Here is a 13,933-nt window from a genome sequence, read left to right as displayed (position 1 = left end):
GAAGCTGACCGCTACTTCAGGCAGGATCGAGGACGTGCCGAAGACCTCCGCGCGGCTGTTGTCGCTGCTCTCGTTGCTTCAGGCTCGGCGGGACTGGCCGGGTGCGCTGTTGGCCGAGCGGCTGGAGGTCAGTCCGCGCACGGTGCGCCGGGACGTGGATCGGTTGCGGGAGCTCGGTTATCCGATAGTCACGACGAAGGGGCCGGACGGCGGTTACCGGCTGGACGCCGGCGCGCGGCTTCCGCCGTTGCTGTTCGACGACGACCAGGCGGTCGCGCTGGCGATCGCGTTGCAGGCGGCGACCGGAGCGGGGATCGAGGAAGCGGCCAAGCGGGCGTTGCAGACCGTGCGGCAAGTGATGCCCACGCGGCTTCGGCACCGGGTGGACGCCTTGAGCTTCACCGCCGTCGAACGTCCGGCGCCCAGCGCGGATCCGCACACCCTCGTCGCGTTGAGCGCCGCTGTGCGCGCCCGGGAGGTGCTGCGGTTCGATTACGCGCCAACGGATACGCCGCCCCGGCGCGTCGAGCCGCATCATCTCGTCACGTGGGGTCAGCGCTGGTATCTGGTCGCGTGGGATCTCGATCGCGAGGACTGGCGGATCTTCCGGGCGGACCGGATCACGCCGCGCACGCCCACCGGGCCGAAATTCGCCGAGCGCGGGCTGTCCGATGTCGCCGCGTTCGTGGCCGCGCGGTTCCGCGGGACGGATCTGTCCGGCGAATGGCCCTGCCGCGGCGAGGTGATCCTGCGGCTCCCGGCGACGGAAGCGGCGAGCTACCTGGCCGACGGCGTCATCGAGGCGCTCGGGCCGGACCGGTGCCGGGTGAGCCTCGGCGCCTGGTCGTGGCGCGGGCTGGCCGCCTCGTTCGGCCGGGTCGACGCCGACGTCGAGGTCGTCGGCCCGGCCGAACTGAAGGAAGCGTTCCGGCAGCTCGCCGCGCGCTACGCGGAGGCGGGGCGGGTCAGCGCGGAGCCTTGCCTTCCCACGCTGCCTTCCACGTCTTCGGACCCAGCCGGCCCGAGTCGTTGATGCCGTTGGCGCGCTGCAGGTCCAGCACCGCGGTGCGGGTCTTGTCGTAGTAGCAGCCGGTGCCGGTGAAGCCGTAGCCGAAGGCGTTCATCCGCAGCTGGAACGTGCGCAGCGCGGGCGCGCAGTCGCCGTAGGCGTAGACGAGGCCGGGCCACGCGGGCGTCGCGCCGGGCGGTCCCGGCGGCGGGGCGGGCTGCGGCTTGGGCGCGGGCGGGGCCGGCAGTCCGCCGCCGCCGATGTACGCGGCTTCTTCCCAGGAGGGGACGCGCTTGCTGCGGGCGTCGCCGTCGTTGGACAGGCCGAGCATGCCGCCGCATTCCCAGGGCTGCCAGCCGCGCATCCGGTACAGGTAGAGCGCGCGGTAGTCCTGCTCGCGGGGGCTGGCCTGGTCGGGGCGGCCCTGGCCGCCGACGCTGCGCCAGGTGGGGAGGTCGAACTGGTAGGCGCCGTAGTAGCCGTTGCCGGTGTTGATCGAGTAGCGGCCGCTCGACTCGCACATGCGGAGCTTGGCCCAGGTGCCCGAGGCGGGGTCCGCGGAGGCGGCGCCGGTGACGACGAGTTCCATGCCGAGGACGGCGACGACGAGCAGCAAGGCTCTGGCGGCGGCCCGTCTGGCAGTGCGAACGCGGTTGGTCATGCCACGCACACTAAGCACGTGACCCATCGACCACAAGAGTCACACCACACTCAGCAGTCTCACATGACACGCCCGGAAATCCCGGCAGCGACACGCCCGGCCCGGCGTGTCGCGCGTTCCGCCGCGCGGCGTGGCGCAAACCGGAAGCGACGAACCGGACACGGTTTGCCCCCTTCGGCGGTACCGGTCGCCCTCGCGGCAGTAATGTCCGGCGCGACCTGGAGATTCGCACCGATTCGAGGAGTCGTGGATGACGCTGGCCGAGACCCGGGACAGCAAGCGGGAACGGTGGGGCTGGTACTTCTACGACTGGGCCAACTCGCCGTTCTATTCGTCGGTCACGACGGTGTTCGGGGCGCTGTACATGAGCACCGTCGCGGCCGCGGACGCGAAGCAGAACATCACCCTTAACGGGGACAGGGCTTGTCTCAACGCGTCCGGGGCGGACGACAAGCTCAACCACTGCGACGTGTCGCTGTTCGGCCTCCACTTCCCCGCCGGTTCGCTGTGGGGCTACCTGCTGTCGGTCGCGACGATCGTGCAGGTTCTGGTGCTGCCGATCGCGGGCGCGGTGGCCGACCGCAGCCGCAACAAGCGCAAGATCCTCGGCGGGTTCGCGGTGCTCGGCGCGGCGGCGTCGGCGCTGATGTTCTTCATGGCCGGTTCGGACTGGCAGCTGGGCGCGGCGCTGTTCATCCTCGCCAACATCGGGTACGGCGGTTCGCTGGTCGTCTACTACTCGTTCCTGGTGGACATCGCGACGCCGGACGAGCGCGACGACGTTTCGGCCAAGGGCTGGGCGTTCGGCTATCTCGGCGGCGGGCTCGCGCTCGCGCTGCAGCTCGCCTTCTACCTCAGCCGCGAGTCCCTCGGCATCGACACCGGCCTCGCGGTGCGGATCTGCTTCCTGACCTCGGGGATCTGGTGGGCCCTGTTCACCATCCCGACCCTGCGCCGGCTCCCCCGCGTCCACGTCCCGACCGCGACCGCGCGCGGCGTCTCGGTGCTGCGCGCCGGTTTCCGCGAACTGCGCCAGACGCTCGGCGAGGCGAAGGCGTATCCGCTCACGCTCGCCTTCCTCGGCAGCTACCTGCTCTTCGCGGACGGGATCAACACCGTCGTCACGGTCTCGGCGCAGTACGGAAAGGACGAGCTGCGGTTCTCCGACGAGGTGTTGATCGTCACGGTGCTGGTGATCCAGTTCCTCGCCTACGCGGGCGGTGTCCTGCACGGCCTGCTCGCGCGCCGCCTCGGCGCGAAGCGGACGATCCTGGTCAGTCTCGTGCTGTGGGTCGTGGTGCTGGGCGGGGCGTACTTCGTGCAGCCGAGGCAGCCGTTGCAGTTCTTCGCCGTCGCGATCGGCATCGGGCTCGTGCTCGGCGGGACGAACGCGCTGGCCAGGTCGCTGTTCAGCCAGATGATCCCGGCCGGCAAGGACGCGCAGTACTACTCCCTCTACGTCGTCGGCGAGAAGGGCACGTCGTGGCTCGGGCCGCTGGTGTTCGCCGGCGTCGGGCAGGCGACCGGGTCGTTCCGGCTGGCGATCATCGCGCTCGTGGTGTTCTTCGTGCTCGGCTTCGTGTTCGTCGCGCTGGTGCCGGTCCGGCGCGCGATCGCGGCCGCCGGCAACCGTCCGCCGGAGGTGCTGTGAGGCCCAGATAGGGTCGGTCGTCGTGACCGCTGCAGACGACGTTGTGCTCGACGACCCCACCGACGCGCTTTCCGCGGCCCCGCCCGCCGGGGCCCGGCGCAACGGTCCGGCCCGGGGACGGCTGAAGTTCTGCTACGGCCCGATGGACTGCGGGAAGTCGACGCTCGCGCTGCAGATCGACCACAACCACGCGCGCCAGGGCAGGCGCGGTCTCGTCCTGGTCCGCCACGACCGGTCCGGCGCGCCGCAGATCACCAGCCGGATCGGCATCGCGCGGCGCGCGACCGAGGTCGCGACCGGCACCGACCTGCGGGATCTGGTGCGCGAGCAGTGGGCGAGCGGGCAGCACGTGGACTACGTGATCGTGGACGAGGCGCAGTTCCTCTCCCCCGCGCAGGTCGACCAGCTCGCCGAACTCGCCGACGAGGCGGGCATCGACGTCTACTGCTTCGGCATCGCGACCGATTTCCGCAGCAGGCTGTTCCCCGGGGCCGGCCGGCTGTTCGAGATCGCGGACGAGCTCCAGCCGGTCCAGGTCGAGGTGCTCTGCTGGTGCGGGCTGCCCGGCCGGTTCAACGCGCGGGTCCGCGACGACGTGATTCTCCGTGACGGAGACACCGTTGTGGTGGCAGATACCGAACACTCCGTAGTTGAACCTTCAGCTTCAGCACGGTCTGATGCCGAAACGGTCACGGTCCGTTATCAGGTACTGTGCCGTCGCCACTTCCGCTCGGGGGATCTGGGACCCGCCGCCGCCCAGCACGGTCAGTTACGGTTGTCCTAGAGCTAACCTAACTAGCCCGACTGGGGGATATCCGCACTAAGAAGGCGGTATCCGCGTCACGTCAGAGGGCGAAAAGACTCCCTCTGGAGGAAGCTGAAGACCACGGGTGACGCAGCTCATCGTGAGCAGCGACATGGCGTGCCGGGAATCCCCCGGACGCCTCGTTCGTTGCATAGGGTGAGCATCACCCTGGCTCCACCCGGAGCTGACTGAAAGGAATCCCACTATGGCCGACCGTGTTCTCCGTGGAAGCCGGCTGGGAGCGGTCAGCTACGAGACCGACCGCAATCACGACCTCGCTCCGCGCCGTACCGTGCGCTACTCCTGCCCCAAGAACCACGAGTTCGAGGTGCCGTTCTCCGACGACGCCGAGATCCCGACGGTGTGGGAGTGCCGCCTGCACGGCAGCGAATCCGAGATCGTCGACGGCGGGCAGCCCGAGCAAAAAAAGGTCAAGCCCCCCAGGACCCACTGGGACATGCTGCTGGAGCGCCGCTCCATCCCCGAGCTCGAGGACCTGCTGAACGAACGTCTCGCCGAGCTCAAGGGACGCCGGACCAGCCGGTCCGCTTGAGCCTCGGCCAGTAGCTGGCTCCCACCACCGAACAGGAACGGCCCCCGCGACCTCCCCCCGCGGGGGCCGTTCCGCGTCCGCGGCACCTCTCCGGCGGTGCTCGCGTCTCGCCGACGGTCCGCACTGCGCGGATCAGGCCGCCGCGTCGGCGCGGGCTTGCCGCCACCGGGGGCTGTCGACGTAGTGGTTGTCGTACTGCTCGGCGGAAGCGGCGATCTCCTTCGGGTCCGCCTCGCCGCGGGCGACGCGATCGAGCAGCCGGTAGTAGCCGAAGCGGTCCATCCCGGGGGTGAAGACCACCAGGACGTCGGCGGCGGAGCCCGCGGCCGGGCCGAAGGCGTGCGGGACGGTCGGCGGCACCGCGAGGAAGTCGCCGGTTTCCAGGGTGTGCAGTTCGTCGCCGGCCAGGACCTGCAGGGCGCCGCCGAGGACGTAGAAGAACTCGGTCGCGCGGGTATGGAAGTGCGCGGGAGTGCCGAAGACGCCCTCGTCCAGGGTGGCGCGGTTGGCGGTGAACTGGTTGCCGGTGGCGCCGGAGTCGGCCAGCAGGGCGATCAGGCTGCCGGGAGCATCCGACAGGACTTCGGCCTCGGCGGCGCGGATCAGGGTGGGGTGCGACATCGGTTCCTCCGGGGTGGAGCGGGCTGGACGAGGTCTACTTTTCCGCCGCTGAGCTGGGCGAACAACGGAGAAGTCCGGATCGGTTGATAAGCTCTGGGTTATCGATCGGAGGCGCGGGTGGAACACCGGGACATCGAGGTTTTCCTCGCGCTCGCCGAGGAACTGCACTTCGGCCGGACCGCGGAACGGCTGCGGGTGTCGCAGGCGCGGGTCAGCCAGTCGGTCAAGACGATGGAGCGCCGGATCGGAGCCCGGTTGTTCGACCGCACCAGCAGGCGGGTCTCGCTGACCCCGATCGGCCGCACGCTGGAGGCCGACATCCGGCCCGCCTATCAGCAGCTGCTGGCCGGGATCGAGCGCGCGGTCGCGGCGGGACGCGGTGTCGAAGGCGTCCTGCGGCTCGCCTTCGAGGCTCCGGCGGTGGCGAACCTGATCTCCGGCGTCACGGCCGCTTTCCGGGCCCGGTATCCGGGCTGCGAGGTCGACATCAGCGAGGCTCCGTTCGAGGACCCGCTCGCCACGCTTCGTTCCGGCGAAGCCGACCTGGCCGTGGTGCTGTTGCCGGTCGCCGAGCCGGCGATCACGACGGGACCGGTCGTGCACACCGAGCCGATGGTGCTCGCCGTCGCGTCCGGGCATCCGTTCGCGCGCCGGGAGTTCGTCACGCTCGAGGACCTCGGCCGCGACACGGTCCTGCGCGCCGCGCACCCGCCGCCCGCCTACTGGCGGGAGCCGCCCGAGCCGTGGACGACGCCCGCGGGCGTTCCGATCGCCCGCGGGCGCGCCTACCGCACGTTTCAGGAACTTCTGCTGGTCATCGGCGCGGGCGAAGGGATCTGCCCGCTCGCTGCGCACGCCGCGGAGTACTTCGCCCGGCCGGGCATCGCGTTCGTGCCCTTCCGCGACACCCCGCCTGCCCGGTGGGGGCTGATGTGGCGCAGCGCCGGGGAAACCGCGCTTGTCAAGGCGTTCGCGACGACAGCCGCCGAGCACCGGCCCTAGCCCAGGCCCACACCGCGAACGCGCAGCCGGCGAACGCCGCGCCCAGCACGGCGGAGCCGGTCCAGCCCGCCGCGGCGAACGCGGTGGTCGTCGCCGTCGCGCCCAGTGCGGAGCCGAGCGAGTAGAAGATCATGTACCCGCCGATGACGCTGCTGGTGCGGTCCGGATGCGCCGCGGTGAGCAGGTGCTGATTGCTGACATGCACTGCCTGCACAGCGAAATCGAGCACCAGCACGCCCAGCCCCAGCAACCACAGCGACGGCTGCCCGACCGCGAGCCAGGACACCGCCAGCAGGACCAGCGCTCCGCCGGTGACCAGGCTCGCGCGTCCCCGATCGGCCCAGCGTCCGGCACGGGCGGCCCCGAGCGCGCCTGCCAAGCCGACGAGTCCGAACAGGCCGATCTGCGCGGTGCTCAGGTTCCACGGGTCCGCGGCGAGCGGCAGCGACAGACCGCTCCACAGCGCGCCGAACGACGCGAACAGGAAGAACGCGATCAAGCCCCGCGAGAGGAACAGCGGTTCCCGGAACAGCCCGCCGAGCGAGCCCAGCACCTGCCGGTACGTCGTGCCGGCGCGGCGCGGATCCGGCGGCATCGTCTTCAGCACGAGACCGGCGAGCGCCACCAGCAGCACCGCGAGAGCGACGTAGACGCTGCGCCACCCCCACAGTTCGGCGAGCGCTCCGGCGGCGACGCGGGCGCCGAGGATGCCGATGACGACCCCGGACGTCACGACGCCGAGGGTGCGGCCGCGTTCGTCCGGAGTGGACAGTGCGGCGGCGTAGGCGACCGTCGTCTGCACGACCACCGCGAACAGTCCCGCGAGCACCAAGCCGGCCAGCAGCAGCCAGGTTTGGCTTGCTGCGGCGGCCAATCCGGCTCCGACGGCGGTCAGCAGCAGGTGCGCGGCGATGAGTGTGCGCCGGTCGACGAGGTCGCCCAGCGGGACGAGCGCGGCGAGACCGGCGAGGTAGCCGAGCTGTCCGGCGGCGACGATCCAGCCCAGGCCGGCGTCCGGCACGCCCAGGTCCGCGCCGATCTCGGCCAGCACCGGCTGAGCGGCGTAAATGCTCGCGACGGCGACCGCGCACACCGCGGCGAACACCGTCCGGCGGCCCGTGGTCAGGCCCATGAGTCCCCCAATCAGTAGCGAATTGCAACTAATCGCACCGTACGGCAGAATGGTTTCAAAGAGCAACTCATCAAGGAGGCGCGAGCGTGGACGGCACCCCGGCCTGGACCGACCCGTCGTGTCCGGTGGCCCGCACCCTCGACCTCGTCGGCGACCGGTGGAGCCTGCTGATCGTCCGCGACGCGATGGACGGCGCGCGGGCGTTCACCGACTTCCAGCAGCGCACCGGCATCGCCCGCAACATCCTCACCGACCGGCTGCGCCGCCTGGTCGAACGCGGCGTCCTCGACCGGCAGACCGCGGAATCCGGCAAACGGCAGGTCTACTCGCTCACGTCGGCCGGCCGCGACCTGTTCACCGTCGTCGTCGCGCTCCGGCAGTGGGGCGAGCGGCACGCCTTCTCCCCCGGCGAAGACCACTCCGTGCTGGTCGACGACGCCGGGCAGCCGATCCCGCTGCTCGCGCCGGTCGCCGCGAACGGCGAAGCGGTCGATGTCGAGACGACCTCGGTGCGCAAGAGCTGAATCCCCTGTCAGGAACTTCAGGCTGCGTTGCGTCGGGGCAGCCGAGGCGGGTCTGCCCAGTTCGGAGGTGCTCAGCGGGTGTTGGCGGGCGTCTGGCGGTACGTGAGGGCCTCCCTGAGGGAATCTGATTCCCTCAGGGAGGCCCTCACGTACCTTGAGAAACCGATATGTAGCCGGAAAGCGGGCGTTTCGACGGCTGTTGTGTCTCTTGTGGACGGTCGGCCAGCCGAATCGACGCGGCTGACGTTGCCCGGCATGGGGACTTGGCGTCCGGTCAAGGACTTTCGGGAGCGTCCTGCTGCCGCTCCCGGCGACCGCCGACCCCGACCAACCCGTCGATGCGGGCACCGCGCCTCGGCTGCCCCCGGCAATGTCGCCTTAAGCCCCTTGGCATCGGAACCAGATTCCCACAGAGGTCCCGCACGGACCGCCAGACCCCTTGACCCGGTGCCGCAACGGACTATTGTCAACGTACTGCTTGATAAAGAGGTCGGTTGATAAAGATGTCCGTTGACAACGTCGAGGACCGGCTGGACCGGGCCTTCACCGCGCTGGGCGACCCCATCCGGCGCGCGTTGATCGCCCGGCTGTCTCGCGGCGAAGCGACGGTGAACGAGCTGGCCGAGCCGTTCCCGGTGACGAAGCAAGCCGTGTCGCGGCACGTCCAGGTGCTGGAGGCGGCCGGGCTCATCACGCGCAGCCGCGACGGCCAGCGCCGCCCGTGCCACCTCAACGCCGCCGCTCTCGAAGAGCTGACCAGCTGGATCGACACCTACCGGCTCACCCGCGAACGCGAGTTCCGCCGCCTCGACAGCCTTCTCGAAGAGACCAAGGAGCAGGACCGATGAACCCGACCACCATCACCGCCCAGCCCGGCAGCCCGTTCGTCGAGGTCGTCCGCGAGTTCGACGCGACGCCCGCGCAGCTCTTCCGCGCCTACACCGACCCCGACCTGATCACCCGCTGGCTCGGTCCGCGCGACGTCGAGATGCGGCTCCTCGAGTTCGACCCGCATTCCGGCGGGGCGTACCGCTACGCGCATGTCGATACCGACGGCAGCGAGCACCTCTTCCGCGGCGTCTTCCATTCCGTGGAGAGAGCCGAGCGGATAGTGCAGACTTTCGAGTACGAGGGCGCGCCCGGCCAGGTCAGCCTGGAGACCCTGATCTTCGAGGAACTCGACGGCCGGACGCGGCTGCGAGCCCGGTCGGTGTTCCCGAGCGTCGAGGCCCGCGACGCCATGGTCGCGAGCGGGATGGAACGCGGGATCCGCGATTCGATGGACCGGCTCGGCGAACTCGCGCGCGACGCGGAGCAGCCAGGCACGAGCCGGGTGGTCGTGGACATCTCGATGTCGCTGGACGGCTACGTCACCGGGCCAGGAGCCGATCCCGAACACGGGCTCGGCGTCGGCGGCGAACCGCTGCACGCCTGGGTGTCCGAGCCGACGCCGCGCGATTCGGAGATCCTGCACCGGTCGTTCACCGAAACCGGAGCCGTGGTGATGGGCCGCAGCACCTTCGACGTCGTCGACGGGCCGCAGGGCTGGAACGACGAGATCGGCTACGGCTACGACGAAGACCAGACCGTCGCCCCGCCGGTCTTCGTCGTGACCCACGCACGGCCCCGCGAGGTGCGCCTCGGCGAGCGGTTCCGGTTCGTCACCGACGGCGTCGAGCAGGCGGTCGAGCAGGCGCGCGCGGCCTCGGGCGACAAGGACGTCGTCGTGATGGGCGGCGGGTCGATCGCGTCGCAGGTCCTGTACGCCGGGCTGGCGGACGTGCTGCGGATCCACCTCGCGCCGATCGTCCTCGGCGGCGGAACCCCGTTGTTCCCCCAGGGAAATCCCGGCCCGGTGCGGCTGGAGCCGCTCGGTGCGGTGTCGACGCCGGGCGCCGAGCACCTCACCTACCGCGTCCTGAAGTAGCCGCCGCTCAGCCCCGGCCCAGCAGCTTCTTCAGCTGGGCCAGGCGGCGCTGCACGCCCCACTCGGCGACCCGGAAGAACGCCTCGGACATGATGCCGCCGCTCATCTTCGATACGCCGATCTCCCGGTCGGTGAAGGTGATCGGCACCTCGACGATGTCGAACCCGGCGTCCGCGGTGCGGCGCGTGAGGTCGATCTGGAAGCAGTAGCCGTGCGAGGCGACCTCGTTCAGCGCCAGCTTCTCCAGCACCGGGCGCCGGTACGCGCGGAACCCGGCGGTCATGTCCGCGACCTTGATCCCCAGCGCGATCCGCGAGTACAGGTTCGCCCCGCGCGAGAGCAGCGTCCGGCGCAGCGGCCAGTTCACCGTGCTGCCGCCGGGCACGTACCGCGACCCGATCGACAGGTCCGCGTCGCCGACCGCGTCCAGAAGCCGCGGCAGGTCCTCCGGCGCGTGCGAGCCGTCGGCGTCCATCTCCACGAACGTCGCGTAGCCGCGCTCCATCCCCCAATGGAACCCGGCGATGTAGGCCTTGCCGAGGCCTTCCTTCGCGGTGCGGTGCAGCACGTGCACCCGCTTGTCCGCGGCCGCGCGCTCGTCGGCCAGCTCGCCGGTGCCGTCCGGGCTGCCGTCGTCGACGACGAGCACGTCGACGTCCGGGAGTGCCTTGTGGAGCCGGTCCAGCACCGGGCCGAGGTTGTCCCGCTCGTTGTAGGTCGGGATCACCACCAGCACCGGTTCGATCGTTTCGGCCCCCCGCGGCGCCTGCGCCATCCGTCTCCTCCGCATCCGGCGAGTCAGCCCGCCGCTTCCCCTGCTGTGGTCCCCGTCTTCGCGGCCGTCGCTGCTTCGCCGCGCCGGGTGCGAAAACGGAGCACGAACCCGCCGGCGACACCCGCGATCGCCAACGCCAGCAGTCCGTACTCCGTCCACGCACCGATTCGATCCGACAGCGTAGTCTGCGTGCGCAGCGGCACGCGCCCGACCAGGGCATCCGCCGTGAAAAGCCCGGTCGAGCTGGTGATCGTCCCGTCCGGGGCGACCAGCGCGCTCACCCCGGACACGGCCGACACCACCACCGCGCGCCCGTGCTCGACTGCGCGCAGCCGCGCCATCGCCAGCTGCTGGTAGCTCATCTCCCCCGGCCCGTACCACGCGTTGTTGGTCGGCACGACGAGCAGTTCGCCGCCCGCGTCGGTCGCGTCGCGGGCGGGGCCGTCGAAGGCCGATTCGTAGCAGATGAACACGCCGATCTTGGTGCCCGCGACCGACAGGGCGGCGTTGGAGCCGTCGCCGGGACGCATGTCGCGGGTGTCGTCGATGAACGGCGTCACCAGCCGCGCGACGGCGCGCGCGGGCACGTACTCGCCGAAGGGCACCAGATCCTGCTTGACGTACCGCTGGCCCGGCCCGGTGTTCGGGTCCCAGACGACCGCGGAGTTCTCCGCCGCCCCGTCCGGGGTGCGCACGAGCGCGCCGATGATCGCCGGGGCTCCGAACGCCGACACCACCTGGTCGACGCCCGGGTCGTCGCCGTCGAGCGGGGTCGAGGTTTCCGGCCACAGCAGCAGATCCGGCTTCGGCGCCTGTCCTGATTGGACTTTCTGCAGCAGCCGGGCACTCTCGGCGAGGGCGTTGGCGCGCAGCACCCCGCGCTGGCCCTGCAGAGCCAGGCCGATGTCCGGCGCGTTGCCCTGCACGGAGCCGACGGTGAGCGAACCGTCCTGCGCCTCGGTGCCGATCGTCGGCCACACCGCGAGCCCGGCCGCGGCGGGAAGCACGGTGAACACGGCGGGCCAGACCAGTGCGCGGTCCCAGGCTTTGCGCGTGCGCCAGAGCCTGCCGAGCACCGCGGCGAGACCGAAACCGGTGAGCACGACGGCGAAACCGACCAGCGGCGCGCCGCCGACCGACGCGAGCGACAGGAACGCGCCCTCGGGCTGGCTGAACGCGACGCGGCCCCACGGGAACCCGCCGAACGGGAACCACGTGCGCGGCGTCTCCAGCGCGACGAACACCAGCGCGCCCCACAGCGGCGCCAGCGGCAGCCGCGCCACGACCCGGATCAGCCATCCGGCGAGTCCGAAGTAGAGCGACAGCGCGAACGACAGCGCCAGCCACGGCAGCGGCCCGAAGTCGCGGCCGAGGAAGTCCTGCAGCCACACCAGCAGCGGCACGAAGAACGCCATGCCGAACACGAAGCCGTACCCGAACGCGCCGCGGAACGACCGTCCGCGAAGGAGCAGCGCGAACGCGGCGAACGCGATCGGGGCCAGCCACCACAGCGGGCGCGGCGCGAAGCTGAGGTAGTAGCCGTAGCCCGTCGCCGCCGTCGCCGCGACGCGCGCCAGCCAGGGCTTCCACGCCCGCTTTCGCTTGGTCTTGTGCGGAACGCCCGAATCGGCGTCCGCCACGCTCACTGCCACACCCGGAACTCTAAGCGGCCGGTGTGAACTCGTCGTAGATGACTGTGCCGCCGCGGACCGTGCGCAGGCAGCGCGGCAGCGCAGTGCCCGGCTCCAGTCTCGGCAGCGGCGGCACGCCCGAACGCGGATCGGTGGACCAGCGCTGCACGCGGCTGTCGGCGGTGGCGACGACGAGGTCGGCCGCGTCCCAGATCGCGTAGTGCGCGGGCGCGCCCGGGACGAGGCTGCCGGTCACGCCGTCGTTGACGCCCGCCGCGCGGTGTCCGGCGCGCGTGTGGGCGGTGAACGCGGCGCGGGCGGACAGGCGCGCTTCGGGCGTGTGGTGGTGCACGGCCGCGCGTACGGAAGCCCACGGGTCGACCGCGCACACCGGGGCGTCGCTGCCGAAGGCGAGCACGACTCCCTCGGCGGCGAGCTGGGCGAACGGGTTCAGCGCTGCGGCCCGGTCGCCGAGCCGTTCGGAGTACATGCCGGACGTGCCGCCCCAGGCTTCGTCGAACAGCGGCTGCACGGACGCGACGACGCCCCAGCCGGCGAGCGCGCGCGCCTGCTCCGCGGTGACCATCTCCAGGTGCTCGACCCGGTGGTGCCGCGCGGCGAGGGGACGCTGGCCGACCTGCTTCTCGGCGAGTCGGAATCCCTCGACCACCTCGCCGACGGCGGCGTCGCCGATGACGTGGAAGCCCGCCTGCAGCCCGGCTTCGGTGCAGGCCACGAGATGGTCGGCGATGACCGCGGCGTCGGCGTAGAGGGAGCCGGAGGTGCCGGGCTCGTCGGAGTAGGGCGCGGTGAGGGCCGCGGTGCGGGAGCCGAGCGCGCCGTCCACGAAAAGGTCTCCGGCGACGCCGTGCGCGCCGAGGCGGCGGGCGGTGTCGAGGCCGTTCAGCTGGCCCCAGTACCCGACGACCTCGGGCAGTGTCGGGCCGGCCAGCGCGAGGAGGTCGGCGAAGTCCTCCTCGCCGGAGATGTCCGGGCCCGCGCATTCGTGCACCGAGACGATCCCGCGCGCGGCGGCCGTCGTCAGGAACGCGCGCTGGGCCGCCTGCCGCTGTGCTCGGGTGATCGCGTCTCGGGCGGCTCCGCGGACGAGGTGGTGGGCGTCGCGGGTGAGCGGGCCGTCGGCGGACCATCCCGCCTTGGACTCGACGCCCGGCGCGAGTTTCGCGAGCGCGCTCGAGACCAGCGCGGAGTGGACGTCGACCCGGCTCAGGTAGACGGGCGTGTCCCCGGCGGCGTCGTCCAGTTCGGCGCGGCTCGGCAGCCGCTGCTCGGTCCAGGTCGATTCGTCCCAGCCGTGCGCGAGCAGGACCTGCCCGGGAACGACGGCGTCGCGCACCGCGGCGAGGAGTTCGGCGGAGCTGCGGACGGCGGTCAGGTCGAGACCGGTCAAGTGCAGGCCCGTCGAGGTGGCGTGTACGTGCGCGTCCACGAACGCCGGCGCGACGAACGCCCCGCCCAGGTCGACGACCTCGGCGTCCGGGTGCAGCGCGCGGGCAGGCGCGTCCTGGCCGACCCACACCACGGTGCCGCCGGAAACCGCCATCGCGGTCGCGTCGGGCGAGGACGGGGTGTAGACGCGGCCGCCGAGCAGGAGCGTGGTGCTGTCGTTCACTCCCCGAGT

General features: G+C 71.4%; 14 protein-coding genes. 8 read left to right on the top strand and 6 right to left on the bottom strand.

Annotated elements, in window-relative coordinates; translation table 11 throughout:
- Positions 1 to 34: 34 nt before the first annotated feature.
- Complete coding sequence (locus tag EIZ44_RS09420; protein WP_134728297.1) at positions 35 to 1,033, top strand: helix-turn-helix transcriptional regulator; 999 nt, start codon at positions 35 to 37, stop codon at positions 1,031 to 1,033.
- Here the strand turns inward: EIZ44_RS09420 and EIZ44_RS09415 are convergent.
- Positions 966 to 1,670, bottom strand: a complete 705-nt coding sequence (locus EIZ44_RS09415; RefSeq protein WP_051728517.1) for a transglycosylase family protein — start codon at positions 1,668 to 1,670, stop codon at positions 966 to 968. The two genes, EIZ44_RS09420 and EIZ44_RS09415, sit on opposite strands and share 68 nt — an antisense overlap.
- 250 nt (positions 1,671 to 1,920) lie before the next feature.
- Here EIZ44_RS09415 and EIZ44_RS09410 point away from each other — a divergent pair, with 250 nt between their 5' ends.
- From EIZ44_RS09410 to EIZ44_RS09400, 3 genes are all read left to right on the top strand, one after another.
- Positions 1,921 to 3,321, top strand: coding sequence for an MFS transporter (locus EIZ44_RS09410; protein WP_134728296.1), 1,401 nt, complete (start codon positions 1,921 to 1,923; stop codon positions 3,319 to 3,321).
- Positions 3,322 to 3,343: 22 nt separating this feature from the next.
- Positions 3,344 to 4,105: a thymidine kinase gene (locus tag EIZ44_RS09405; protein ID WP_037806185.1), complete on the top strand. Its 762-nt coding sequence runs from the start codon at positions 3,344 to 3,346 to the stop codon at positions 4,103 to 4,105.
- A gap of 226 nt (positions 4,106 to 4,331) precedes the next feature.
- The gene (locus EIZ44_RS09400) at positions 4,332 to 4,679 is read left to right on the top strand and encodes an RNA polymerase-binding protein RbpA (protein WP_009078445.1); all 348 of its coding nucleotides are present in this window, start codon (positions 4,332 to 4,334) and stop codon (positions 4,677 to 4,679) included.
- 132 nt (positions 4,680 to 4,811) lie between these two features.
- Here EIZ44_RS09400 and EIZ44_RS09395 read toward each other — a convergent pair whose 3' ends face one another.
- Positions 4,812 to 5,300, bottom strand: coding sequence for a cupin domain-containing protein (locus tag EIZ44_RS09395; protein ID WP_134728295.1), 489 nt, complete (start codon positions 5,298 to 5,300; stop codon positions 4,812 to 4,814).
- Between the two features lie 117 nt (positions 5,301 to 5,417).
- On the opposite strand from EIZ44_RS09395, the gene EIZ44_RS09390 reads away from it, so the two are divergent.
- Positions 5,418 to 6,302, top strand: coding sequence for a LysR family transcriptional regulator (locus EIZ44_RS09390; RefSeq protein WP_167754069.1), 885 nt, complete (start codon positions 5,418 to 5,420; stop codon positions 6,300 to 6,302).
- Here the strand turns inward: EIZ44_RS09390 and EIZ44_RS09385 are convergent.
- A complete protein-coding gene (locus EIZ44_RS09385) occupies positions 6,262 to 7,434 on the bottom strand; it encodes an MFS transporter (protein ID WP_134728293.1) in 1,173 nt (390 codons plus the stop codon). The two genes, EIZ44_RS09390 and EIZ44_RS09385, sit on opposite strands and share 41 nt — an antisense overlap.
- An 86-nt stretch (positions 7,435 to 7,520) precedes the next feature.
- Between EIZ44_RS09385 and EIZ44_RS09380 the strand changes: the two genes are divergently transcribed.
- The 3 genes from EIZ44_RS09380 to EIZ44_RS09370 all read left to right on the top strand — a co-directional run bounded on the left by EIZ44_RS09380 (position 7,521) and on the right by EIZ44_RS09370 (position 9,885).
- Positions 7,521 to 7,958 (top strand): winged helix-turn-helix transcriptional regulator, encoded by a 438-nt coding sequence (locus EIZ44_RS09380; protein WP_240691256.1) that lies wholly within the window; start codon positions 7,521 to 7,523, stop codon positions 7,956 to 7,958.
- 503 nt (positions 7,959 to 8,461) lie between these two features.
- On the top strand, positions 8,462 to 8,806 hold the full coding sequence (locus EIZ44_RS09375) for an ArsR/SmtB family transcription factor (protein ID WP_037806190.1): 345 nt from the start codon (positions 8,462 to 8,464) through the stop codon (positions 8,804 to 8,806).
- Positions 8,803 to 9,885, top strand: a complete 1,083-nt coding sequence (locus tag EIZ44_RS09370) for an SRPBCC domain-containing protein (RefSeq protein ID WP_134662735.1) — start codon at positions 8,803 to 8,805, stop codon at positions 9,883 to 9,885. Before EIZ44_RS09375 ends, EIZ44_RS09370 begins: the two co-directional genes overlap by 4 nt.
- A 7-nt stretch (positions 9,886 to 9,892) precedes the next feature.
- Here the strand turns inward: EIZ44_RS09370 and EIZ44_RS09365 are convergent, their stop codons facing one another.
- From EIZ44_RS09365 to EIZ44_RS09355, 3 genes are read right to left on the bottom strand one after another with little or no spacing between them, the layout of a single operon-like run.
- Positions 9,893 to 10,660: a polyprenol monophosphomannose synthase gene (locus EIZ44_RS09365; RefSeq protein WP_037806192.1), complete on the bottom strand. Its 768-nt coding sequence runs from the start codon at positions 10,658 to 10,660 to the stop codon at positions 9,893 to 9,895.
- 23 nt (positions 10,661 to 10,683) lie between these two features.
- On the bottom strand, positions 10,684 to 12,312 hold the full coding sequence (gene lnt, locus EIZ44_RS09360; protein WP_134728292.1) for an apolipoprotein N-acyltransferase: 1,629 nt from the start codon (positions 12,310 to 12,312) through the stop codon (positions 10,684 to 10,686).
- Between the two features lie 10 nt (positions 12,313 to 12,322).
- A complete protein-coding gene (locus EIZ44_RS09355) occupies positions 12,323 to 13,924 on the bottom strand; it encodes an amidohydrolase (protein ID WP_134728291.1) in 1,602 nt (533 codons plus the stop codon).
- Between the last annotated feature and the right edge of the window lie 9 nt (positions 13,925 to 13,933).

Source organism: Amycolatopsis nivea (assembly GCF_004522235.1).
Classification (GTDB): domain Bacteria; phylum Actinomycetota; class Actinomycetes; order Mycobacteriales; family Pseudonocardiaceae; genus Amycolatopsis; species Amycolatopsis nivea.
This window is presented reverse-complemented; position numbering and strand designations above follow the sequence as displayed.

What these genes read in the sequence shown, in the direction of transcription:
- EIZ44_RS09415 (WP_051728517.1), bottom strand. Translation starts at nt 1,670, where the DNA reads ATGACCAACCGCGTTCGCACTGCCAGACGGGCCGCCGCCAGAGCCTTG.
- EIZ44_RS09410 (WP_134728296.1), top strand. Translation starts at nt 1,921, where the DNA reads ATGACGCTGGCCGAGACCCGGGACAGCAAGCGGGAACGGTGGGGCTGG.
- EIZ44_RS09400 (WP_009078445.1), top strand. Translation starts at nt 4,332, where the DNA reads ATGGCCGACCGTGTTCTCCGTGGAAGCCGGCTGGGAGCGGTCAGCTAC.
- EIZ44_RS09395 (WP_134728295.1), bottom strand. Translation starts at nt 5,300, where the DNA reads ATGTCGCACCCCACCCTGATCCGCGCCGCCGAGGCCGAAGTCCTGTCG.
- EIZ44_RS09385 (WP_134728293.1), bottom strand. Translation starts at nt 7,434, where the DNA reads ATGGGCCTGACCACGGGCCGCCGGACGGTGTTCGCCGCGGTGTGCGCG.
- EIZ44_RS09375 (WP_037806190.1), top strand. Translation starts at nt 8,462, where the DNA reads ATGTCCGTTGACAACGTCGAGGACCGGCTGGACCGGGCCTTCACCGCG.
- EIZ44_RS09370 (WP_134662735.1), top strand. Translation starts at nt 8,803, where the DNA reads ATGAACCCGACCACCATCACCGCCCAGCCCGGCAGCCCGTTCGTCGAG.
- EIZ44_RS09365 (WP_037806192.1), bottom strand. Translation starts at nt 10,660, where the DNA reads ATGGCGCAGGCGCCGCGGGGGGCCGAAACGATCGAACCGGTGCTGGTG.